The sequence below is a fragment of the Enterobacter cloacae genome (assembly GCF_011078175.1).
In the GTDB taxonomy this organism is placed as follows: Bacteria; Pseudomonadota; Gammaproteobacteria; order Enterobacterales; family Enterobacteriaceae; genus Enterobacter; species Enterobacter cloacae_Q.
In genome coordinates this window covers 204,423-226,365 of the sequence record NZ_JAALCJ010000004.1, presented here as the reverse complement: position 1 = coordinate 226,365, position 21,943 = coordinate 204,423, and the positions used below count along the sequence as shown (strand labels likewise).

Annotated in this window: 22 protein-coding genes; 8 read left to right on the top strand and 14 right to left on the bottom strand. The window is 57.9% G+C overall.

What is annotated here, in order from left to right; translation table 11 throughout:
- Window positions 1-35: 35 nt before the first annotated feature.
- A complete protein-coding gene (locus G6Q29_RS10755; RefSeq protein ID WP_165465592.1) occupies window positions 36-920 on the bottom strand; it encodes a D-hexose-6-phosphate mutarotase in 885 nt (294 codons plus the stop codon).
- A 74-nt stretch (window positions 921-994) separates the two neighbouring features.
- Complete coding sequence (gapA, locus tag G6Q29_RS10750; RefSeq protein WP_006809136.1) at window positions 995-1,990, bottom strand: glyceraldehyde-3-phosphate dehydrogenase; 996 nt, start codon at window positions 1,988-1,990, stop codon at window positions 995-997.
- 341 nt (window positions 1,991-2,331) lie between these two features.
- Here gapA and msrB point away from each other — a divergent pair, with 341 nt between their 5' ends.
- Both msrB and G6Q29_RS10740 read left to right on the top strand, forming a co-directional pair.
- Window positions 2,332-2,745: a peptide-methionine (R)-S-oxide reductase MsrB gene (msrB, locus tag G6Q29_RS10745; RefSeq protein ID WP_165465591.1), complete on the top strand. Its 414-nt coding sequence runs from the start codon at window positions 2,332-2,334 to the stop codon at window positions 2,743-2,745.
- A gap of 41 nt (window positions 2,746-2,786) precedes the next feature.
- Window positions 2,787-3,065, top strand: coding sequence for a YeaC family protein (locus G6Q29_RS10740; RefSeq protein WP_165465590.1), 279 nt, complete (start codon window positions 2,787-2,789; stop codon window positions 3,063-3,065).
- A 60-nt stretch (window positions 3,066-3,125) separates the two neighbouring features.
- Here the strand turns inward: G6Q29_RS10740 and G6Q29_RS10735 are convergent, their stop codons facing one another.
- The 4 genes from G6Q29_RS10735 to sppA all read right to left on the bottom strand — a co-directional run bounded on the left by G6Q29_RS10735 (window position 3,126) and on the right by sppA (window position 8,189).
- The gene (locus G6Q29_RS10735) at window positions 3,126-4,382 is read right to left on the bottom strand and encodes a glycoside hydrolase family 18 protein (RefSeq protein WP_165465589.1); all 1,257 of its coding nucleotides are present in this window, start codon (window positions 4,380-4,382) and stop codon (window positions 3,126-3,128) included.
- Window positions 4,383-4,602: 220 nt separating this feature from the next.
- Window positions 4,603-5,244, bottom strand: a complete 642-nt coding sequence (pncA, locus tag G6Q29_RS10730) for a bifunctional nicotinamidase/pyrazinamidase (protein WP_165465588.1) — start codon at window positions 5,242-5,244, stop codon at window positions 4,603-4,605.
- 9 nt (window positions 5,245-5,253) lie between these two features.
- Complete coding sequence (ansA, locus tag G6Q29_RS10725) at window positions 5,254-6,270, bottom strand: asparaginase (protein WP_032673734.1); 1,017 nt, start codon at window positions 6,268-6,270, stop codon at window positions 5,254-5,256.
- Window positions 6,271-6,332: 62 nt separating this feature from the next.
- Window positions 6,333-8,189: a signal peptide peptidase SppA gene (gene sppA / locus G6Q29_RS10720; RefSeq protein WP_165465587.1), complete on the bottom strand. Its 1,857-nt coding sequence runs from the start codon at window positions 8,187-8,189 to the stop codon at window positions 6,333-6,335.
- 167 nt (window positions 8,190-8,356) lie between these two features.
- Here sppA and G6Q29_RS10715 point away from each other — a divergent pair, with 167 nt between their 5' ends.
- The 3 genes from G6Q29_RS10715 (at window position 8,357) to G6Q29_RS10705 (ending at window position 11,995) form a co-directional block, all read left to right on the top strand.
- Complete coding sequence (locus G6Q29_RS10715; protein ID WP_165465586.1) at window positions 8,357-8,908, top strand: NAD(P)H nitroreductase; 552 nt, start codon at window positions 8,357-8,359, stop codon at window positions 8,906-8,908.
- Window positions 8,909-9,024: 116 nt separating this feature from the next.
- The gene (selD, locus tag G6Q29_RS10710; RefSeq protein WP_165465585.1) at window positions 9,025-10,068 is read left to right on the top strand and encodes a selenide, water dikinase SelD; all 1,044 of its coding nucleotides are present in this window, start codon (window positions 9,025-9,027) and stop codon (window positions 10,066-10,068) included.
- Window positions 10,069-10,072: 4 nt separating this feature from the next.
- Complete coding sequence (locus G6Q29_RS10705) at window positions 10,073-11,995, top strand: DNA topoisomerase III (RefSeq protein ID WP_165465584.1); 1,923 nt, start codon at window positions 10,073-10,075, stop codon at window positions 11,993-11,995.
- Between the two features lie 114 nt (window positions 11,996-12,109).
- On the opposite strand, the gene gdhA is transcribed toward G6Q29_RS10705, so the two are convergent.
- Window positions 12,110-13,453, bottom strand: coding sequence for an NADP-specific glutamate dehydrogenase (gdhA, locus tag G6Q29_RS10700; RefSeq protein WP_165465583.1), 1,344 nt, complete (start codon window positions 13,451-13,453; stop codon window positions 12,110-12,112).
- A gap of 225 nt (window positions 13,454-13,678) precedes the next feature.
- On the opposite strand from gdhA, the gene G6Q29_RS10695 reads away from it, so the two are divergent.
- The gene (locus G6Q29_RS10695) at window positions 13,679-13,951 is read left to right on the top strand and encodes a YnjH family protein (protein WP_006809115.1); all 273 of its coding nucleotides are present in this window, start codon (window positions 13,679-13,681) and stop codon (window positions 13,949-13,951) included.
- Here the strand turns inward: G6Q29_RS10695 and G6Q29_RS10690 are convergent.
- The gene (locus G6Q29_RS10690; protein ID WP_165465582.1) at window positions 13,911-14,327 is read right to left on the bottom strand and encodes a pyrimidine (deoxy)nucleoside triphosphate diphosphatase; all 417 of its coding nucleotides are present in this window, start codon (window positions 14,325-14,327) and stop codon (window positions 13,911-13,913) included. The genes G6Q29_RS10695 and G6Q29_RS10690 overlap by 41 nt on opposite strands.
- 75 nt (window positions 14,328-14,402) lie before the next feature.
- Here G6Q29_RS10690 and G6Q29_RS10685 point away from each other — a divergent pair, with 75 nt between their 5' ends.
- Complete coding sequence (locus tag G6Q29_RS10685; protein ID WP_165465581.1) at window positions 14,403-14,975, top strand: carboxymuconolactone decarboxylase family protein; 573 nt, start codon at window positions 14,403-14,405, stop codon at window positions 14,973-14,975.
- Window positions 14,965-15,582 carry a CDP-alcohol phosphatidyltransferase family protein gene (locus G6Q29_RS10680; RefSeq protein WP_165465580.1) on the top strand — a complete coding sequence of 206 codons (618 nt, stop codon included), beginning with the start codon at window positions 14,965-14,967 and terminating at the stop codon, window positions 15,580-15,582. Before G6Q29_RS10685 ends, G6Q29_RS10680 begins: the two co-directional genes overlap by 11 nt.
- Here G6Q29_RS10680 and G6Q29_RS10675 read toward each other — a convergent pair.
- The 6 genes from G6Q29_RS10675 to xthA all read right to left on the bottom strand — a co-directional run bounded on the left by G6Q29_RS10675 (window position 15,579) and on the right by xthA (window position 21,754).
- A complete protein-coding gene (locus G6Q29_RS10675) occupies window positions 15,579-16,886 on the bottom strand; it encodes a sulfurtransferase (protein ID WP_165465579.1) in 1,308 nt (435 codons plus the stop codon). The genes G6Q29_RS10680 and G6Q29_RS10675 overlap by 4 nt on opposite strands.
- A gap of 73 nt (window positions 16,887-16,959) precedes the next feature.
- On the bottom strand, window positions 16,960-17,580 hold the full coding sequence (locus tag G6Q29_RS10670) for an ATP-binding cassette domain-containing protein (RefSeq protein ID WP_165465578.1): 621 nt from the start codon (window positions 17,578-17,580) through the stop codon (window positions 16,960-16,962).
- Window positions 17,580-19,109 (bottom strand): thiamine ABC transporter permease, encoded by a 1,530-nt coding sequence (locus tag G6Q29_RS10665; protein WP_165465577.1) that lies wholly within the window; start codon window positions 19,107-19,109, stop codon window positions 17,580-17,582. The genes G6Q29_RS10670 and G6Q29_RS10665 overlap by 1 nt, the downstream gene beginning before the upstream one ends.
- Window positions 19,082-20,242: an ABC transporter substrate-binding protein gene (locus tag G6Q29_RS10660; protein ID WP_242637213.1), complete on the bottom strand. Its 1,161-nt coding sequence runs from the start codon at window positions 20,240-20,242 to the stop codon at window positions 19,082-19,084. The genes G6Q29_RS10665 and G6Q29_RS10660 overlap by 28 nt, the downstream gene beginning before the upstream one ends.
- Before the next feature lie 15 nt (window positions 20,243-20,257).
- Entirely contained in the window at window positions 20,258-20,941 is a 684-nt protein-coding gene (locus tag G6Q29_RS10655; RefSeq protein WP_165465575.1) for a TVP38/TMEM64 family protein, read from the bottom strand.
- A gap of 6 nt (window positions 20,942-20,947) precedes the next feature.
- Window positions 20,948-21,754 carry an exodeoxyribonuclease III gene (gene xthA / locus G6Q29_RS10650; protein WP_165465574.1) on the bottom strand — a complete coding sequence of 269 codons (807 nt, stop codon included), beginning with the start codon at window positions 21,752-21,754 and terminating at the stop codon, window positions 20,948-20,950.
- Between the last annotated feature and the right edge of the window lie 189 nt (window positions 21,755-21,943).

Here is a 21,943-nt window from a genome sequence, read left to right as displayed (position 1 = left end):
GCGCCCCGTTTGTTTTTTTATGATGCCTGTAAAAATTAGCGCTTCACAATCTTGATCGTCTGGCCTAGGCGGGACGGTTTTTCTTCGCTGGTTTTCTGCAGCGCGGTCACGCACGCGGTTTCCACGCACACGAAGGTCTTGTAACCGTCATCCGGGATATCCGCCATGCTGACGGAAAGAGCAGGGCCCGGGTTCCAGCCCACCACGTTGCTATGGTGGTGATGAACAACGTCAATACCGCGGTTCAACGCGCTGTCGTGGATTACGCTACAGGCTTCCGGGTGCAGGTATACGCGGTCGGTACGATCCGGGAAAGTCTGCACGCCATCGTCCAGCTTGCCTTCTTTCGCGTTATCCACTTTGTCGATAAAGCTATCGCCAAGTCCGCTCACCTTTACGGCCTGAATGTCGCCTACGTTGAAATAGGTGTGCAGGGCGGACGTTGTTTCGAATTCGCCGTGCGCTTCCAGCTCAATTTCGCAGGTTTTACCCAGCCTGAAGCGGGCATACAGGGTGAACTCATGTGGCCACAGGGCGCGCGTTTCATCATTCGCCTGGAGCTCGAAGGTCAACACCGCACCGTTTTCATCTTCGTTGTGGGCTTTCAGCGTCCACTGCTGGTTACGGGCGAAACCGTGAGACGGTAATCCCTGCTGCGTTGACGGACCAAACCATGGCCAGCAGATCGGTACGCCGCCGCGAATCGCCGCCCCTTTTTTGAACGAGGTGGCCTCGCTCAGCCACAGGCCTTCTTCTTCACCTTCTGGTTTCCAGGAGAGCAGGTGGGCGCCATTGAGCGCTACGGAGGCTTTTACGCGCGGATGGTCAACGACGATGATATCGGCACCGTCAATCTGACGGTGGGAGAGCACAGGGGTAAGTTGTTCGACTACCGGAAGTGCAAAAATTTTATTAATCATTAAGCAATCCTCTGTCTAGAAACAATAAAAAAGGCGACCGAAGTCGCCTTTTAGGATCAAGCACTCATCTCAACTTATTTGGAGATGTGAGCGATCAGGTCCAGTACTTTGTTAGAGTAGCCAGTTTCGTTGTCGTACCAGGAAACCAGTTTCACGAAGTTGTCGTTCAGTGCGATACCTGCTTTAGCATCGAACACGGAAGTGCACACTTCGCCGTTGAAATCGGTAGATACAACGTCGTCTTCGGTGTAACCCAGAACGCCTTTCATTGGGCCTTCGGAAGCAGCTTTGATGGCTTTCTTAATTTCTTCATAAGAAGCAGCTTTTTCCAGACGAACGGTCAGGTCAACAACGGATACGTTAGGAGTTGGAACGCGGAACGCCATACCAGTCAGTTTGCCATTCAGTTCTGGCAGTACTTTACCTACTGCTTTAGCAGCACCGGTAGAAGATGGGATGATGTTCTGAGCCGCGCCACGGCCGCCGCGCCAGTCTTTGTGAGACGGGCCATCAACGGTTTTCTGAGTAGCGGTGGTAGCGTGAACGGTAGTCATCAGACCTTCGATGATGCCGAAGTTGTCGTTGATAACTTTAGCCAGCGGTGCCAAGCAGTTGGTGGTGCAGGATGCGTTGGAAACGATGTCCTGGCCAGCGTAGGTTTCGAAGTTTGCACCGCGAACGAACATTGGGGTGTTGTCTTTGGAAGGACCCGTCAGAACAACTTTCTTCGCACCCGCAGTGATGTGTTTACGTGCAGTTTCGTCGGTCAGGAAGATACCGGTAGCTTCAGCTACAACGTCAACACCGATTTCGTTCCATTTCAGGTTAGCTGGGTCTTTCTCAGCAGTAACGCGGATGGTTTTGCCGTTAACAACCAGGTGGCCGTCTTTCACTTCAACGGTGCCGTCGAAACGACCGTGAGTTGAGTCGTACTTCAGCATGTACGCCATGTATTCAGCGTCCAGGAGATCGTTGATACCAACGATTTCGATGTCAGAACGTTTCTGAGCAGCACGGAAAACAATACGGCCGATACGGCCAAAACCGTTGATACCTACTTTGATAGTCATATATTCCACCAGCTATTTGTTAGTGAATAAAAGGTTGCCTGTAAAATTACAAAAACCTTACGCAGCGTCAAGCGGAATCGTGTCAATCATTGCGACAAATCAATCCTGTGACTAACGTTTGTGCGACTGACTCGCCTCACTTTCCCTTTGAGCTAGCAACCACATGGGGGCTGCGCCCGGAATTTTAAAGGCCTCGCAGGATTAAAATGTGAAATTGATCACAATTGCCTGACCGCCTTTTCGCGACACATAAGTTTAGAACAAAAGTGCACGCGCGGGTGTTAATGTTTTGTTAGAATCTGGGTTAAAAGATGTCTGTTTCAACAGCGAGATGTAAGCATATGTCGAACCAACATAACCCCGACGATTTGAAAAAAAACCTTACAGAGATGCAGTTTTACGTAACGCAAAATCACGGCACGGAACCGCCGTTTACCGGGCGTTTGCTGCACAATAAACGGGAAGGCGTCTACCACTGCCTGGTGTGTGATGCACCGCTGTTTAACTCCCAGACGAAGTACGATTCTGGCTGCGGCTGGCCGAGCTTTTACGAGCCTGTCAGCGATGATGCGATCCGCTACCTGACGGACACCTCGCACGGCATGGTGCGCACCGAAATTCGTTGCGGGAACTGTGACGCCCATCTCGGGCATGTCTTCCCGGATGGCCCGCAGCCGACGGGGGAGCGTTTCTGCGTAAATTCGGCTTCCATGAGCTTTACCGATGATGAAAACGGCGACCAGACCAAGGGTTGAAAAAACGATTCAGCAAATTATTCCTTTGAAAGGGAGAGATCGTGAATATTGATGACATGATTGCAGGTATGACCCCGGAGGTTTATCAGCGTCTGGTGACGGCCGTTGAGCTGGGAAAATGGCCGGACGGTGTGGCGCTCACGCCTGAGCAAAAAGAGAACAGTTTGCAGCTGGTGATGCTGTGGCAGGCGCGTCACAATACCGACGCCCAGCACATGACCATCGACACTAACGGTCAGATGGTGATGAAAAGCAAGCGCGAGCTGAAAGAAGAATTCGGCATTACGCCGAAGCCAATTGCGACGATGAAAATGCAATAACCGTGCGGGCTGATGCCCTCACCCAACCCTCTCCCAAAGGGAGAGGGCTTGATTGTCTTACTACTGATGCGGGATCCCAAGCGACTCCGCCAGCTGTTTCGCGAGCTGGTTTTCGTCGTCAGCCCCATACTCCCAGAACATGGCGCCGGCCAGACCTTTCTCCTTGATGTAATCCGCTTTGATCGCCACGGAACGCGGGTTCTCATACGAAATCGCAAATAGCGCCTTCCCGTCGGCGGATTTCACCGACAGCCATGGCACCTTCGCCTGTTCGTCCCAGTGCTCGGTAAAGCGTTTCTGCGGATCGTTCAGCAGCTTGCGAACGATATCGTTGTATTTCACATAGGTATCTTTGGTCAGATCATAGCCAAGCGATTTGAACAGGCTCAGTTCCTGCGGCCCGAAGTAGGGCTGCGTCACCGGATTGTTTTGTGCGTCTGGTTTGCTCCAGTCGATACCCGGTTCAACGGCGCGCTTCGGTACGCGGCCGTAAAAACCGATCCCGAGGTTCATCTGCTGGGGCTTAAGCCCGGCCGTCAGATAGTTATTTACGACAAAATCGACGCTGTATTTATCTGCGGCAGCCACCGTTGGCCAGGCGCTGGAGTCATAAAGATTCGCGTTAAAATACTGAGTACCGTACGCCATGTCGTAGGTCATCAGGTTGATGTAATCGAGCAGGGGGGCAATGGCTTTCACATCCACCCAGCTTTTCGGACTTTCCGCATTCGCGCCCACCGCAATCGTGACCAGCTTTTTCTTACCAAACGCGTCACGCATCTCTTTTAACAGCGCGGTGAAATTATCCCTGTCGGCAGGGGTGCTCTCGACCAGTCCCCACGCGCCGTTTACCGGATATTCCCAGTCCAGGTCGATCCCGTCCAGGCCGTATTTACTGACGATCTCCTGCGCGGAGCGAATAAATACCGCGCGACTCTGTTTGGTCGCCGCTGCGCCAGAGAAACCACGCGCGCCCCAGCCGCCAACGGAAAGCAGGACTTTCAGGTTCGGGTTTTGTTTACGAAGCTGAGGAAGTAACGCCAGATCGGATGCCACCTTAGGTGATAACCAGATTTGATGCAGTTTTGCCGGATCTTTCAGCGCGGCGTTGGTTTCGTCTTTCTCGTTGTTATAGACCAGACCAAACGAGTAGTTGAGGTGAGTGATCTGGCGGACGTCGAGTTTATTAATATCGCCACCCGGTCCGGCGGTAACATCGCCACCGCCATTGAAGTAGCCCACGGACATCAGGGGCGCGGCGGAAGCCAGTGACGCGCAAAGCAAGGGTAATGCTGCCAGCAAGGGCAAACGTTTCATATAAGTTCCTCTTTGACTGAATAAAAATAACCACGCCACAGAAAAGGCGTGGCGAAAAAACAGCCTGAAGAGAATAGCATCGCCGTTTCGCTTGTGATGCGAGGGAGTTCACTTTATGGGGATTAGAGAGGAAATGCCGGGTGGCGCTGACGCTTACCCGGCCTACAAAACCAGAGAAAGTAGGCCGGGTAAGGCGAAGCCGCCATCCGGCTAAAAAAGCTTACGCCTGCGTCTCCATCCAGTCAGCCAGCGTATACAGCGTTGCGCCTTCTGCGGCCATCTCCATAAACGCCTGGGCGCTGTCCTGCGGCTGAATATTCACCCCGCGACAGCCGTCGGTGATAACATTCACGGTATAGCCCAACTGGAGCGCATCCAGCACGGTGAACTTCACGCAGTAATCCGTCGCCAGTCCCAGCACAATCAGCTCGGTGATCTCATGGTGGCGTAACCACGCGTCCAGCGCCGTCTTCTGACGATGACCGTTATCAAAGAACGCGCTGTAGCTGTCGATGGTTGGGTTTTCACCTTTGTGGAACACCGCGTCGATCGCCTTCTGGTTCAGCAGCGGATGCAGCTCAGCGCCTTCCGTCTGCTGCACGCAGTGATCGGGCCAGAAAGTTTGCGCCAGCCCGTCCAGTTCGCCCTGGCTGTAAGGCTCAACGTTGTGCTGGCTGGCAAAGCTTCCGTGGTTTGCCGGATGCCAGTCCTGACTCGCCACCACCGCTTCACCACGAGCCTTACACCACTCAATCAGCGAATTCGCGACGTCTACGGTGCTGTCGCCTTCCGCCACGGCCAGCGCACCGCCCGCACAGAAATCATTTTGCAAATCGACCAGTAACAGGGCGCGTTGCTTCATGGGACCTCCTTATTCGTCCGGCGTCAGTTCCCCGCGCAGGTTTTGCATCATGGCGCGGCGAATGGAATCAATATCCAGATCCTGACTCAGTAAATAGTGAAGTTTAGTCAGCGTTGCCTCAACGGTCATATCGAAACCACTGATTACGCCTGCGTGAGCCAGAGCATTACCGGTGGCGTAGCCGCCCATATTGACCTTGCCGGACATACACTGGGTGAGGTTAACCACCACAATCCCGCGATCGCTCGCCTCCTGAAGCTCTTTCAGGAACTCACCGTTCTGCGGGGCGTTACCTACGCCATAGGAGCGCAGGATCAGCGCCTTCACCGGCTGGCGCAGAAAGTTGCGCACCACGTCGGCGGAAATACCTGGATAAATCGTCACCACGCCGATCGGCTGCGGGGTGATCGGGTGAACGATCAGTTCGCCTGCGGTATTTGGCGCGGGCGGCGTGCCCAGACGACGGATATGGATCCCCGCTTCCAGCAGCGGTTGCAGGTTAGGTGAGGCAAAAGCGTCAAAGCCATCGGCGTGCGCTTTAGTGGTACGGTTCCCGCGGTACAGCCGGTTGTTAAAGAACAGCGATACCTCGTTGATCGGGTAATTAGCGGCCACGTACAGGGAGTTAAGCAGGTTGATTTGCCCGTCTGAACGCAGTTCCGCCAGCGGGATCTGCGAGCCGGTCACGATGACGGGCTTACTCAGGTTCTCCAGCATGAAGGAGAGCGCCGAGGCGGTGAACGCCATGGTGTCGGTACCGTGCAGGATCACGAAGCCGTCGTACTGGTCGTAATGGGCTTTAATATCGTCTGCAATATGCTGCCAGTCTTCCGGCGTCATGTCGGAGGAGTCCATCAGCGGCTCATATTCGTGGATGGTAAAGTCCGGCATTTCCGGACGGTGGAATTCAGGCATCAGCGCCAGCTGGCGCTGCAAGTGGCCGGAAACCGGAATATAGCCATTTTCTGAGCGCTGCATACCGATGGTACCGCCGGTATAGGCGACATAAATTGATTTCTTCTGCATGGTAATGAGTTCTTGTTCTTCAAAAGAAAAAATCCCCTCTTCGCAGGAAGAGGGGACGGGTTTTAACGCACGTTCGCACAGGTCAGGCAAAATGCGTAACGGCTTTGCGGATCGTTGAAGGCCGCGAGCTTGTCGCTCTCTGCTTTCATGGCTTTCGCCGCGGTCGCTACCGGCGCCGGCAGATAAGCCTGAAGCGCGTCCGGCAGCATGGCGCGGACGGAGCCGGACATACTGTCCATGACCATATCGAAGAACGTCGGTTCGTCCTGATAATAGTCCACGTGCCACTGCTTGAGCTTCGCCAGCTCCGCCGCTTTCTTCACGGCGTCGTCGAAGTCACCCAGGCTGTCTACAAGACCGTTGCTCTTCGCGTCCTGGCCGGTCCAGACGTGGCCCTGCGCGATCTGGTCAATCTGATCTGGCGTCTTTTTACGGGAATCCGCCACCAGCGTGATGAAACGTTTATAGCCACTCTCAATGCTGAGCTGCATCATCTCAGACACCTCAGGCGGCAGGGATTTCGTCACGGACACATCCGCCAGCGGCGAGGTGGAGACGCCGTCGGTGTGGACGCCGAGATAATCCAGGCTGTTCTCTACGGTGTTGATTACGCCGAAGATGCCAATCGAGCCGGTCAGCGTGCTTGGGTTAGCCACAATGTAGTTGGCTGGCGTCGAGATCCAGTATCCCCCGGAAGCCGCCATGCCGCCCATCGAGACCACGACCGGCTTGCCCGCGGCGCGCGCGGCGGCCAGCTCAGCGCGGATCACCTCGGAGGCGCTGACGCTACCGCCTGGGCTGTTGACGCGCAGAACAATGGCTTTCACTTTCGGATCCAGGCGCGCATCGCGGATCTGCGACGCGGTGGTGTCCCCGCCGACGTTCCCCGGCGTTTCTTCGCCGTCCATAATGGCCCCGTTAGCAAACACCACGGCAATGCTGTCACCGCTGTCGTCCGGCTTTTTCGCGGCGTAGTCATACATGCTGATGGCGCTGTAGTTTTTGTCCTCTTTACTCCAGCCGAACTGTTTGGTCAGCGCTTTTTCAATTTCAGCGCTGGAAGCCAGCCGATCGACCAGTTTGTTATCAAGCGCGTATTTCGCCGTATCGCCGTCCACCTTGCGCAGGCCGTCCAGCACGCCGCGCGCGCCCGGGAAGACCTGCTCCGCGGTGATCTGACGGTTAGCGGCAATGGTGCCGAGGTAGTTCTGCCACAGCTCGCCAATCCAGCGGCTGTCCGCTTCACGGGCGGCAGGGGACATATCATCGCGGATAAACGGCTCCACGGCAGATTTATAGGTCCCGACGCGGAAGACGTGGGTAGTGACCTTCAGCTTGTCGAGCAGGGATTTGTAGTACAGACCGTTAGTGGCGAAGCCATGCAGATCGACCGTGCCCTGTGGCGAAAGCCAGATTTTATTGGCAAAGCTCGCCAGATAATATTGCCCCTGGGTGTAGCTGTCGCCAACGGCAATAACCGGTTTACCGCTGTCGCGGAATTCGCGCAGCGCTTTACCGATGTACTGCATTGACGGCTGATCGGCCCCGGCAAAATCTTTCAGGTCCAGCACGATACCGGTGATGTTACGATCGTCTTTGGCCTGACGGATGGTGTCGACGATATCAAACAGGGAGTTTTCCTGGAGACGGTCTGACGTTGCGCCGAACAGCTGGCGGCCAATTACGCCCAGACGGTTGCTGGTCGATGGCTTATCAACAATCACCCCGGTGATATCGAGTAACAGCGCGCCGCGCGTCGAATGCTGCGACTGGTTTGCGTTGCTGATATGCATCCAGATACCTGCGCATACCAGGACCAGGAAGATGAAGAAGATGTTCATCACCAGGTTGCGGACGAAGTTGAGCAGTCGCCACGTCCATTTAAAGAAACCGGCAAAGATTCGCCAAAGGGTTCGCATGTATTCTCCCTAACCAGAAAAGGACTGTATCCGTCGCCACGGGACGGTAATGTGCGGTTATCGTAATGACCCAACCGCCACTTGTCAGCAGGAATCGCCTGCCACGCTGTAACAAATTCTGCTGTCGTGTTAATTTTGTGAGTAAATTTCATGAAAGGAGTTAACCAATGGACGCACTTGAACTGCTTGTTAACCGTCGTAGCGCTTCCCGCCTGGCCGAACCGGCACCCGTCGGCGAGCAGCTGGAAAACATTCTGCGTGCCGGAATGCGTGCGCCGGACCACGGCACATTGCAGCCGTGGCACTTCTTTATTATTGAAGGCGAAGGGCGCGACCGCTTCAGCGAGCTGCTGATGCAGGGGGCGATTGCCGCAGGCCAGGATGAGAAGGGAATTGATAAAGCCCGCAACGCGCCGTTTCGGGCGCCGATGATCGTCGCGGTCGTCGCAAAATGCCAGGCCGATCATAAAGTGCCGGTCTGGGAGCAGGAAATGTCTGCCGGTTGCGCGGTAATGGCAATGCAGATGGCCGCCGTCGCGCAGGGCTTCAATGGCATCTGGCGCACCGGACCGCTGACCGAAAGTTCTGTCGTGCGGGAAGGCTTCTCCTGCGGTGAACATGATAAAATTGTCGGCTTCCTCTATCTCGGTACCCCACAGCTTAAAGCCTCCAGCACCATTAGCGTGCCGGACACCACGCCTTTCGTCAGCCGTTTTTAATCACACGCGCTAAACTGTCTGGATTCTGAGCATCTGCCGCAGAATTCAGACAGTCATACTTACCTCTTTATGGAATGAGCGCTACCATAGCGCGATTGAGATGACAGGAGACGTCCATGAGCGAGCAAACCATTCGTTTAACGCAATACAGCCACGGAGCCGGTTGCGGTTGTAAAATTTCCCCCAAAGTGCTGGAGACCATCCTGCACAGTGAGCAGGCGAAGTTTGTCGACCCGAACCTGCTTGTCGGTAACGAAACGCGTGACGATGCAGCGGTTTATGACTTAGGTAACGGCACCAGCATTATTAGCACCACTGACTTCTTTATGCCGATTGTCGACAACCCGTTCGACTTCGGACGCATTGCGGCCACCAACGCCATCAGCGATATCTTTGCGATGGGCGGTAAACCGATTATGGCGATCGCCATTCTGGGCTGGCCGATTAACACCCTCCCGCCGGAGATTGCCCGCGATGTCATCGAAGGCGGACGCTTTGCCTGCCAGCAGGCGGGTATTGCCCTGGCCGGTGGTCACTCTATCGATGCGCCGGAGCCGATCTTCGGCCTGGCCGTCACCGGCGTGGTGCCGACCGAGCGCGTAAAGCGCAACAGCACCGCACAGGCGGGCTGCAAGCTGTTCCTCACCAAGCCGCTCGGCATTGGCGTACTCACTACCGCAGAAAAGAAATCCCTGCTGAAGCCTGAGCATGTTGGTCTGGCAACGGACGTGATGTGCCAGATGAACCTCGCCGGTGCGGCTTTCGCCAATATTGACGGCGTCAAGGCAATGACCGACGTGACCGGTTTTGGTCTGCTGGGCCACCTCTCCGAAGTGTGTCAGGGCGCGGGCGTGCAGGCGCAGGTCTGGTATCAGGACGTGCCAAAGCTGCCGGGCGTGGAAGAGTACATTGCGCAGGGCGCGGTGCCGGGCGGGACGCAGCGCAACTTCGCCAGCTACGGTCACCTGATGGGCGAGATGCCGGAAGCGTGGCGTAACCTGCTGTGCGATCCGCAAACCTCCGGCGGTCTGCTGCTGGCGGTGACGCCGGAAGCAGAGGCTGACGTTCAGGCGACGGCTGCCGAGTTTGGCATTACCCTGACGGCCATTGGGGAGCTGGTGACCGCCCGCGGTGGCCGCCCGATGATTGAGATCCGTTAATTCGATGCGGTTGTTTATTGCCGAAAAGCCAAGTCTGGCGCGCGCCATCGCTGATGTACTGCCCAAGCCGCATCGCAAAGGCGACGGCTTTATCGAATGCGGTAACGGGCAGGTGGTCACCTGGTGTATTGGTCACCTGCTTGAGCAGGCGCAGCCGGATGTCTACGACAGCCGCTACGCCCGCTGGAACCTTAACGATCTGCCGATTGTGCCGGAAAAGTGGCGTCTGCAACCGCGTCCTTCCGTCACCAAACAGCTCAACGTTATTAAGCGCTTTCTGCATGAGGCCACGGAAGTGGTCCATGCGGGTGACCCGGACAGGGAAGGGCAACTGCTGGTCGATGAAGTGCTGGACTACCTGGAGCTGGCGCCGGAAAAGCGCCAGCAGGTGCAGCGCTGCCTGATCAACGACCTCAACCCGCAGGCGGTGGAGCGGGCTATTTCGCGCCTGCGCGCCAACAGCGAATTTATTCCCCTGTGTGTCTCCGCGCTGGCGCGTGCCCGTGCGGACTGGCTGTACGGGATCAACATGACCCGCGCCTACACTATTCTCGGGCGCAACGCGGGTTATCAGGGCGTACTCTCCGTGGGCCGTGTCCAGACACCGGTGCTGGGTCTGGTGGTGCGTCGCGACGAAGAGATCGAAAATTTCGTCGCCAAAGACTTCTTCGAAGTTAAAGCGCATATCGTCACGCCGAAAGACGAACGCTTTACCGCCGTCTGGCAGCCGAGTGATGCCTGTGAGTCATATCAGGACGAAGAGGGACGGCTGCTGCATCGCCCGCTGGCGGAGCACGTGGTCAACCGCATTACCGGCCAGCCCGCCATTGTCACCAGCTATAACGATAAACGGGAATCAGAACCCGCACCGCTGCCGTTTTCTCTTTCCGCACTTCAGATTGAGGCGGCAAAAAAGTTTGGCCTGAGCGCGCAGAACGTGCTCGATATCTGCCAGAAGCTCTATGAAACCCACAAGCTTATCACCTACCCGCGTTCGGATAGCCGCTATCTGCCGGAAGAACACTTCGCCGGACGTCACTCGGTGATGAATGCCATTGGCGTCCATGCGCCGGATCTGCTGCCGCAACCGGCGGTAAACCCGGATACCCATAACCGCTGCTGGGACGATAAAAAAGTCGATGCCCACCACGCGATAATCCCGACGGCGCGCACCAGCAACGTCAACCTGACCGACAACGAAGCAAAGGTCTATAACCTGATCGCGCGTCAGTATCTGATGCAGTTCTGCCCGGACGCGGTGTTCCGCAAGTGCGTTATTGAACTGGAAATTGCCAAAGGCAAATTTATCGCCAAAGCGCGTTTCCTCGCGGAAGCGGGCTGGCGCACGCTGCTCGGCAACAAAGAGCGTGACGAAGAGAACGACGGCACGCCGCTGCCGGTCGTGGCCAAAGGCGACGAGCTGCTGTGCGAGAAGGGCGAAGTGGTTGAACGACAGACCCAGCCGCCGCGCCATTTCACCGATGCGACGCTGCTTTCGGCCATGACCGGTATCGCCCGTTTTGTGCAGGACAAAGATCTGAAGAAGATCCTGCGCGCTACCGACGGTCTGGGCACCGAGGCGACCCGCGCGGGGATCATCGAACTGTTGTTCAGGCGCGGTTTTCTGGAGAAAAAAGGACGCTATATCCACTCCACGGAGCCGGGTCGGGCGCTCATCCACTCCCTGCCGGAGCTGGCCGCGAGGCCGGACATGACCGCGCACTGGGAATCCGTGCTGACGCAAATCAGCGAAAAGCAGTGCCGTTACCAGGACTTTATGCAGCCGCTGGTGGGGACGCTTTATCAGCTGATTGACCAGGCGCGCAGTACGCCGGTGAAGCGGTTCAGAGGGATGGTTGCGCCGGGTGGCGGGGCGAAGAAACCGTTCAAGAAGAAGAAAAGCGCGGCCAAAGATACAACCGCTTAAACCGTAGGCCGGGTAAGGCGAAGCCGCCACCCGGCGAAAAGCCGCTCTCCGGCCTGAAAAAAGCCCGGTGGTGCTAACGCTTACCGGGTCTACAAGGGCGAGAATGCAGCGAAACTAAATCACACCCTGTCCGATCATCGCATCGGCCACCTTCACGAACCCGGCGATATTCGCCCCGCGCACGTAGTTGGTTTGCGAAGCCTCACCGCCGTACTCCACGCAGGCGTGATGAATATCGAGCATGATGTGGTGCAGACGGGCATCCACTTTCTCTGCCTTCCAGCCCATTCTCGCGGCGTTTTGCGCCATTTCCAGACCGGATGTTGCTACGCCGCCAGCGTTCGCCGCCTTGCCTGGTGCAAACAGCACGCCCGCGTCCAGGAACAGGTCGGTCGCTTCAATGGTGGTGGGCATATTTGCCCCTTCCGCTACCGCTTTCACGCCATTGCTAATCAGCGTCCGGGCGGCGTCCACGTCCAGTTCGTTTTGCGTCGCGCACGGCAGGGCGATATCCACCGGCACGCCCCACGGCTGTTTACCTTCCAGATAGGTCAGGCCAAATTCACGGGCATAATCCGCTACCCGACCGTCACGGCTGGCTTTGATTTCGCACAGACGCGCCAGTTTTTCTGTCGTAAAGCCAGCTTCATCCACCACGGTACCGCTGGAATCGGACGCGGTCACCACGCGCGCGCCAAACGCCATCGCTTTTTCGATCGCATACTGGGCCACGTTGCCGGAGCCGGAGACCGCCACGCGCATCCCCTCGAAGCTCAGCCCGTGACGCTTGAGCATCGCTTCGGTGAAATAGACCAGACCGTAACCCGTCGCTTCCGGGCGAATCAGGCTGCCGCCAAACGACAGACCTTTGCCGGTAAAGACGCAGGCGCTGTTATTGGAGAGCTTTTTCATCATCCCGGCCATAAAGCCCACTTCGCGGCCACCCACGCCGATATCCCCGGCAGGAACGTCGGTGTCCGGCCCAAGGTGGCGATAGAGCTCAGTGACCAACGCCTGGCAGAAGCGCATCACTTCGCCTTCGCTTTTGCCTTTCGGATCGAAATCACTCCCGCCCTTACCGCCGCCCATCGGCAGGGTAGTGAGCGCATTTTTAAACGTCTGCTCGAAGCCGAGGAATTTCAGTATCGACAGGTTTACCGATGGATGGAAGCGCATCCCGCCCTTAAACGGCCCGATGGCGGAGTTAAACTGCACGCGCCACGCGCGGTTGACCTGCACCTGATTACGATCGTCCACCCATGCCACGCGGAACTGGATGACGCGCTCCGGCTCTACCAGACGTTCAAGCAGCGCCATTTGACGGTAACGCGGATTTTCCTCAAGGAAGGGCCACAGGGTGGTCATCACTTCACGAACGGCCTGGGCAAACTCGCTTTGGTGCGGGTCGCGCTGATGAACATGGGCAAGAAAGCTTTCCAGAGAGCGTGTCTGATCCATAGATATAAGAACCTCTTATAATAATGTATGCGTGTGGCGGAGATGTTTTGTGTCGTTTTTTTGACTATACCACCCGCACCGCTTTGAGAGGCAAGCAGAAATTTATGCCGAAAGGGAAATTAATGACAAGACGTGTGTCATAACCAAAAGCGATGACGAGATAAATTAAAGATCCCGTTCGGATCGACCGTTATAAATATAAACGTTGCAAAGGAAATAAAGTCTATGAACCGTTACGCAATGGCCGCGTTATGTCTGATGTTATCCGCCGGGGCACTGGCTGACCGCATCCGCCCGGATGTTGAGGTGAACGTGCCGCCAGAGGTTTTTAGTGCTGGCGGCCAGCGCGCTCAGCCCTGTAATCAGTGCTGTATCTATCAGGATCAAAACTATTCAGAAGGGGCGGTGGTCAGGGCAGATGGCGTGCTGTTGCAGTGCCAGCGTGATGAACGCACCCTCAGTACAAACCCGCTGGTCTGGCGTCGCGTAAAAGAATAAACGCTTCCAGCAGCGGTATATCCGCCGGGGCTAAATCATACGTGAACGCTTCTTCTGGCGTGCACCATACCAGCGCCGAATGATAATGCGCCTTCAGCTCACCGCTAAATTCAGGTACATGCCAGGCGTGGAGGTGAATCAGCCGCTGCGACACCTCCCGCTGGTGGCTTGCCACATACCGCGCGGGCACGGCTTCAATGCCGAGCTCTTCGCGCAGTTCGCGGATCAGCGCTTCCGGCTGGGTCTCACCGGCTTCAACCTTTCCGCCCGCAAATTCCCACATTCCTGGCTGATCGGCATGATCGGGACGCTGCGCCAGTAAAATCTTGCCCTCTTTTTCAAGGATGGCCGCAACAACATCGAGTGTTTTCAGCATGTTCGTCAATAATTAAAAGCGAAAACCGACATATTATCGTGCCCTTTCAAAGAGTCCAGTCTTCAGGAGAATCAGGTGAAAGAGACATCCGCCTGGGTTGCGCCCATGGAAACCCTTCCCGTCTGCCTTAGCCCCATTGCCGCCATGCAGAAAAAGCACTTCGGCGCGGTGCTGAACCCCACGCGCTGGTGGGGGCGTATGCCGCGTCTTTTCTGGCTGGTGGCACTGTTTGTCGGCTATCTGGAGCGGCGCAAGGCGCGTTTGACCCCGGTTCTGCGATCGCTGCTAATGACGCGGGTCTCGCAGATCTGCCACTGCGCATTTTGTATTGATGCCAACAGCCTGCGTCTGGCCGAGCGGAGCGGGGCGCTGGATAAGGTGCAGGCCGTCAGCGACTGGCGAAATTCCACCCTGTTCAGCGAAGAGGAGCGCGCGGCGCTGGCCTATGCGGAAGCGGTCACCACCACGCCGCCTCAGGTGGATGAAAATATCAAAAGCCTGCTGAAGCACCACTTTACGGAAGAGACCATCACCGAAATGACGGCTCTGATTGCCTTTCAGAATCTTTCCGCCCGCTTTAACGCCGCGCTGGATATCCCGGCTCAGGGGCTGTGCGCCACGTTTAAAGGTAAACCGCATGCTGGATAAACATCTGCACCCCCGGCTGAAACCAGGGTTAAATCAGCTGGCCGCCGCGCTGGATAAACCGTTTATCACGCCTGATGGCTTAACGCTCGCCGGGTTTGCGATTGGCGCGCTGGCGTTACCGTTTCTGGCGCTGGGCTGGTATCCGGCGGCGCTGGCGGCCATTGTGCTGAACCGGCTGCTGGATGGTCTGGACGGTGCGCTGGCGCGTCGTCGTGGCCTGACGGACGCGGGAGGATTTCTTGATATCGCCCTCGACTTCCTGTTTTACGCGCTGGTGCCGTTTGGCTTTGCGCTGGCCGCCCCGGCTGACAATGCGATCGCCGCCGCCTGGCTGCTGTTCGCCTTTATGGGGACGGGCAGCAGCTTCCTGGCCTTTGCTGCGCTGGCGGGGAAGCATAATATCGACAACCCCGGCTATGCGCACAAGTCGCTTTATTACATTGGAGGATTAACGGAAGGAACGGAGACTATCGTGCTGTTTGTGCTGTGCTGCCTGTTTCCGGCGCATTTCGCGCTCTTTGCCTGGACGTTTGGCGCGTTGTGCTGGCTGACCACCACAACGCGCATATGGAGCGGTTATATCACGCTGAAGTCACTTCCCCGCTAGCGTGCGCTCTCCGGTCCGCGCTCCCCGGTGGAGACCGGGTTCTGCGGATGGCTGCTCCATTCGTACCAGCCGCCGTCGTAGACGGCAACGTTCTGCCAGCCCATGGCGCGGGCGTACATAAAGGCTTCAGACGCGCGCCAGCCGGTACCACAGTAAAACGCAACCTGCTGCTCAGGCAGGATATTCCACGTTTTCCACATGGCGGCAATATCATCGGCGCTGCGCATGGTGCCATCCGGATTGTGGAAATCTTCCATGTGGGTCGCGTCGCTGCCCGCATGGCCCCAGCGCGCACCGGCAATTTCACCTTTTGGCTTGATATAGCTGTAGCCGCTGGTTTCACCGATAAACTCTGGCCAGGAACGAATGCTCACCAGCGAGGCGTCCTGACGGTGCAGCATTCCCCGGGCCTGCTCCATATCGACCATCAGCCGCGGCTGGCCCGGGATCGGCGCGCCAAAATCAGGGGCTGGCTTCACGTTTGCAGGCGTTCCGCGCTCAACGGGCAGGCTGGCGTCGGACCACGCCTTCCAGCCGCCATCCAGAATTCGCACATCCTTCACGCCCGCGTAGAGCATGATCTGCGCCACGCGAGCGGCGGCATACACGTCGCGACCGTACAGAATGACGGTGGTATCGTGACGGATCCCGTGCTTCGCCAGCATCGCTTTCAGCTTTTCGTCAGAGACCTTATTCCACAGCGGTTCGCTTTCCACTTCATTGGTGTCGATATAGCCCGCACCGGGAATGTGGCTCAGGAGATAAAGCTTCGGCGCACCCCAGCCAGCCTCGATCACCTTCCACTCCCGGGCTGGTGCGGCGGTAACCGGTTTGCCCTGCTGCAACTGGCGGATCCACTGCGGATAAACCAGCTGTTCGTAATGTGCCAGTCGTTGCAGCCGGTCGGATTGTTGCAGGGCGTCGCCCAGGGTGGAAACGTGGGTAAAGCCCGCTTTCTCCAGCCGCGTTTTGACGGTCTGGTTGTCATCATCGTTGCCATAGAGCGCAACCGGCATGTCAGGCGTAAGCCGATGCTGTTTTGCCCAGCCGCTGAGCTGTTCATCGCTCATTGCCCCAAGCCAGCTGGCAGAGAGGTTAAGCGCGGCGGGCTCATGCCCGGACGTTCCGCTCAGGGTCTGCGGCCAGCCGTTATAGAACGCACTGATGCGCGTATCAATTACCGCGCCGTTTTGCGCCTGAAGCTGGGCCAGCGTGAGGGAGTGGGGCATATCAGCCGCCATGGAGGAGAGTGAGGCGAGGCCGCAGAACAGGGCCAGCGCGGTCAGTTGAGAAACACGTTTCATCGAAAAACCTGACGTCATTAAAAGAGGGGGGCATTGTCGTCTCTCCTGAAGCCAAAAACATTGCGTTAGCACATTATTGCCAGCGAGAAATCTCAATTACCTCGCCGCCGGGCGGAATATCGTCCTCATCATGCGTGACCAGCACCACCGGGATCCTGCGCTGGCGAGTGACCTCGAATACCCACGCCCGGAATGAGGCGCGCAGCGTTTTATCCAGTCGACTGAACGGCTCGTCGAGCAGCAATGCCTGCGGCTGGGCGAGGAGGGCGCGCAACAGGCTGACCCGGGCGCGCTCGCCGCCGGAAAGGGTCGCCGGATCGCTGGCGTAGTGGTTTGCCAGCCCGGCAGTCTCCAGGGCCTGCTCGACCGCGTTGCGGCGGGCGCGGCCGACGATATGCGATGGCAGCGCCAGCATCAGGTTTTGCCCCACGCTGAAGGCGTCAAACAGCAGGGCGTCCTGAAACAGAATGCCGATCCCGCGCGTTTCCACGGGGAGCCTGTCGCAGCGACGATCGTTCAGCCACAGCTCGCCGTGCGCCTTAAAATCAGCGGATAACGCCCCCACCATCCAGGCAAAAAGGGTCGATTTCCCACTCCCGGAGGGCCCCATCAGCGTGACGATCTCCCCCGCCGGGACGCGGAAGTTGACCTCACGGAAGAGTGGCGCAATGGTGAGATTTTTCACGGTCAGCATTAACGTAGTCCTTGTCTGTGACGGCCCACGAGCCGGGAGAGCAGTGCGGCGAGGGCAAATACGCCGCTGGTCAATAACAACAAACCCAGCGCCCGGCTGGCGAGGATCGGAATGCTGCCGCCGCTGCTGAGGGCGACCGCCTCCGTCGTCAGGGTGGTGAAACGTCCCGCTCCCAGCCAGAGGGTGGGCATGTACTGGGCCATGCTCACGGAAAAGCCGGTGGCAAAGGCCAGCAGGGCCGGACGAATCATCAGGGGACATTTCACCAGCCAGAAAATTTTCGCCTGTCGCCAGCCCAGCGTTCTGGCGGTGAGGATAAGCCGGGGATCGAGCCTGCGCCAGGCCGGTTGCAGCACCAGGAGCATCCACGGGAGGACCCAGAGCATATGGCTCCAGAGCACGGCAGCGTACTGGCCATCGATGCCCAGCCACAGCGCCACGGCGTACTGCACGGAGACGAGGGGCAGCGGCGGAAGGGCAAGCGGCAGCCAGACCCACATCGCGCCGCGCCGGGGGCCCCACTCAAGCCAGAGCACGATGATGACCAGCGCTGTCAGGCTGGACAACAGTCCCAGTGAAAGGCTGTCGCTGACGGGGCCGATGTCGTCCCGGCGTGCCAGCGTCACCAGAACCAGCGCACAGAGCACGCCGCACAGCGGCAGTAACCCGCCCAGCGTCCGTGCGGGCAATGCGGTATACGAAGCGCGACGTACCCCGGAGAGATCGGGCTGGGCGCGCCGCCATGCCGTCCAGAGGCCATATCCCACCGCGGCAAGCGCGACCAGCAGCATAAGCAACACCAGACACAGCAATGTTCCCTTTATTTGCTGCTGCGCATCGCCCTGGGTGAGCCACTGCCAGGCCAGCACCGCCAGCGTAGGCGGGTTGCCCGGCCCGAGCACGATCGCCACATCCACCGCGGAAAGTGACCAGGCGAGCACCGCCAGCATCACGGCGCCCAGCGCGGGGGCGATTGCCGGGAGGACGAGCCAGTTGAGCGCCTGCATTCGTCCGTAGCCGAAGGTATGCAGGACGATTTTCTGCTGTGCGAGGCGCTTTTCAGGCAGCGCGGCGTAGATTGCCCACAGAACGAATGCGCTCTCTTTGACCGCAAGCGTCAGGCCAAGTCCGATACCGTAGCGGTCAAGATGCGGTGAGCAGACAGTACAGATCCGGTAAAACTGCCCCCCTTCCGCAAAGAGCAGCAGCGCGCTGGTGGCGAAGGCGACGTGCGGCACCGCTAACAGCCACGGCAGACGGGTACTGAGGCGCTGCCAGCCTTCACCCGGCCAGAGAAGCGCAAGCAGGCTCAGGGCGATAAACAGTGCGCCCAGCGTCGCGGTAAGCGTGGAAACCAGCGTGGCGACCAGCGCCTGCGGCAGCTGCGGGTCGGCAAACAGCGCCGCCCAGTTGCCGGGAGAAAACGCCGGGGCCAGCAGCATGCCGCTGGCGGGAATCAGGGGCAGATAGATCACCGCCATTGCCGCCCAGACCAGCCCGCTTAGCGGGTTCCGTAGCGGCGAAGCCATTCCTGCTCCAGGGCATTAACCCAGGCGGCGTGCGGTTCGGGCAGCACATCAGGTGTGCCTGAGGGTGTAAAGGCGCGAAGCTGTTTTGCCGCTTTCGCAGGCAGTTTTTCGCCATCCAGTACGCTCGGGTCACCCCAGACGTCAGGATCAGCTTTGCGGATCTGCGCCTGCGGTGAAAGCAGGAAATTGGCCACTACCTTCGCGCCTGCGCTCGCGCTGGCGTTTGCCGGGATGGCGACAAAATGGACGTTGCCGATCGTGCCTTTGAGAAAGCCGAAACTGTAGCTGTCGGCAGGCAGTTCACCGCTCGCCACCTTTTGCATCGCATGGGCGGGGTTAAAGGTGAGCGACAGGTTCAGTCTGCCGCTGGCCAGCAGCGTATCCATGCGCGCAGGCGACGGAGGAAAATCGTTCCCTTCGCGCCACAGCAGGGGGTGCAGCGTATCAAGGTAATCCCACAGCGGCGCGGTGACCTGCGCAAAGGAACTGTCCGGCGCGTTTTTTAGCGCCTCCGGATGGGCGGTCAGCGCCAGCAGTAGCTGTTCAAGAAACGCCGTGCCGGTAAAATCCGGCGGTCGCGGATAGCTCACCTTACCAGGATGCTGTTGGGCGTATACCAGCAGCGCGTGGAGATCTGTCGGCGGCGTCGGCATGCTCGTTTTCCGGGCGATAAAGGTTAACTGCGCGCCGCCCCATGGGGATTCTGCCCCATCGGTCGGGATGGCAAAATCTTCCGTGACCGGTTTACGGGTATCGACGTAGCGCCAGTTGGGCAGGGTTTGCGCCCAGCCGGTGAGCAGCAGGTTCGCCTCCTTCAGCGTGCGGAAGTTTTCCCCGTTTACCCAGAGCAGATCCACCGACCCGTTACTGCTGCGTCCTGCGGCCTGTTCCGTCTGGATCCGCTTCACCGCATCGGCGGCATCGGCCAGATGAACGATCTTCAGGTTAATGGCATAGTGCGTTTTCATCTCGCCGCTCACCCAGTCGAGGTAGCGGTTAACGGCCTCGTCGCCGCCCCAGGCGTTAAACCAGACGGTCTGCCCGGTGGCCTGTTGCTGAATGGATTGCCAGCTCTCTGCGGCGAAGGCAGAGGTTGCCAGCAGCAGACTCGTCAGAAACGCGCAAAAACGCACCCGGCGCATAATGCCTCACTTTTTAATCGAAGGGATGTAACGGGAAAACAGCCAGCGAGTGGCCACGGGTAATAACCCTAACAGTGTAAAGGCGAACAGCAGTCCCGGCGACAGGATCTCGTGCAGCGAGGTGAGTTTCCCCAGCTCGCGTCCGGCGTTCAGATAGATGACGGTCGCGGGTAGCATAGCAAGCTGGCTGACCCACCAGTAGTGACGCACCCTGAGACGGGTTAGCCCCATCAGCAGATTGACCAGAAAAAACGGGAACAACGGCATCAGGCGCAGGGCAAAAAGGTAGCGCGCGCCGTCGCGATCCATCCCCGCATCGATCGTCTTCATCTGTGCGGCAAAGCGCCGCTGCACCCAGTCGCGCAGCAGATAACGGCTAACGAGCATGGCAAGCGTGGCGCCGAGCGTTGAGGCAAATGACACCAACAGCGTCGCCTCCCACAGGCTGAAAATCGCCCCGCCGAGCAGCGTCAGAAGCGCGGCTCCGGGGATCGACAGCGCGGAGAGCAGAACGTAAACCGCAAAATAGACTAGCGCGCTCTGAAGGGGCGCCTGCTCCACGCGATCGAGCAACGTTTGCTGGTGCATTTTTAGCGTGTCGAGGGAGAGCATGCCCGGAGGAAGCAAAACAACGATCAAAACAAATGCGCCCAGAAGGGCGCACAGAAGACTGATTTTTTTAATATTCACTGATGTTTACAGCTTGAACGTTGCCCATACCGGCGCATGGTCGGACGGCTTTTCCATGCTGCGGATGTCATAGTCGATACCGGTTTCGATGCAGCGTTCGGCCAGCGGGGCACTTGCCAGCAGCAGGTCGATACGCAGGCCCCGGTTGTCATCGAAGCCTTTAGAGCGGTAGTCAAACCACGAGAAGCGGTCCTGCGTCTCCGGGTGAGCCGTGCGGAAGGTATCCACCAGCCCCCAACCCAGCAGGCGCTCCATCCACTCGCGCTCCTCCGGCAGGAAAGAGCATTTGCCGGTGCGCAGCCAGCGCTTACGGTTCTCTTCGCCAATACCGATATCCAGATCCGTCGGGCTGATATTCATGTCGCCCATGATCAGCACCGGATTTTCGTTTTTGAGTTCGGTTGTCAGGTAGTTTTGCAGATCCTGATAAAACTTCGCTTTGGCCGGGAATTTGGTTTCATGATCGCGGCTTTCACCCTGCGGGAAATAGCCGTTGATGACGGTCACATTGCCGAGTGCGGAAGGAATTTCAGCCATGATAATGCGGCGCTGGGCCTCTTCATCGTCACCCGGGAAGCCACGACGCACCGACACTGGGGTATCTTTGGTCAGCAGCGCAACGCCGTAGTGACCTTTCTGACCGTGGTAAAAGACGTTATAGCCCAGCTTTGCTACCTCTTCGAGCGGGAACATATCGTCGTGAACTTTTGTCTCCTGCAAGCCGATCACATCTGGCTGATGTTGCTCAACAATCGCTTCAAGCTGGTGAGGGCGGGCACGCAGGCCGTTGATATTAAAAGAGACAAATTTCATAGTCGCTGCCAATGCAAGGTGAATAGTGCAAGGATGGTAGCAGAATTTACGTCGTCTGTTATCCGCTTCGCCCAATTACTGCGACAGATAATGCCGACGGTGCAATATTTGCACCATTTCGGCGCGTTTTGCCCTCGAACAGGGCGTAAACGACCGATAAATTTCGCGAGCGATCACAATTCCAGAATT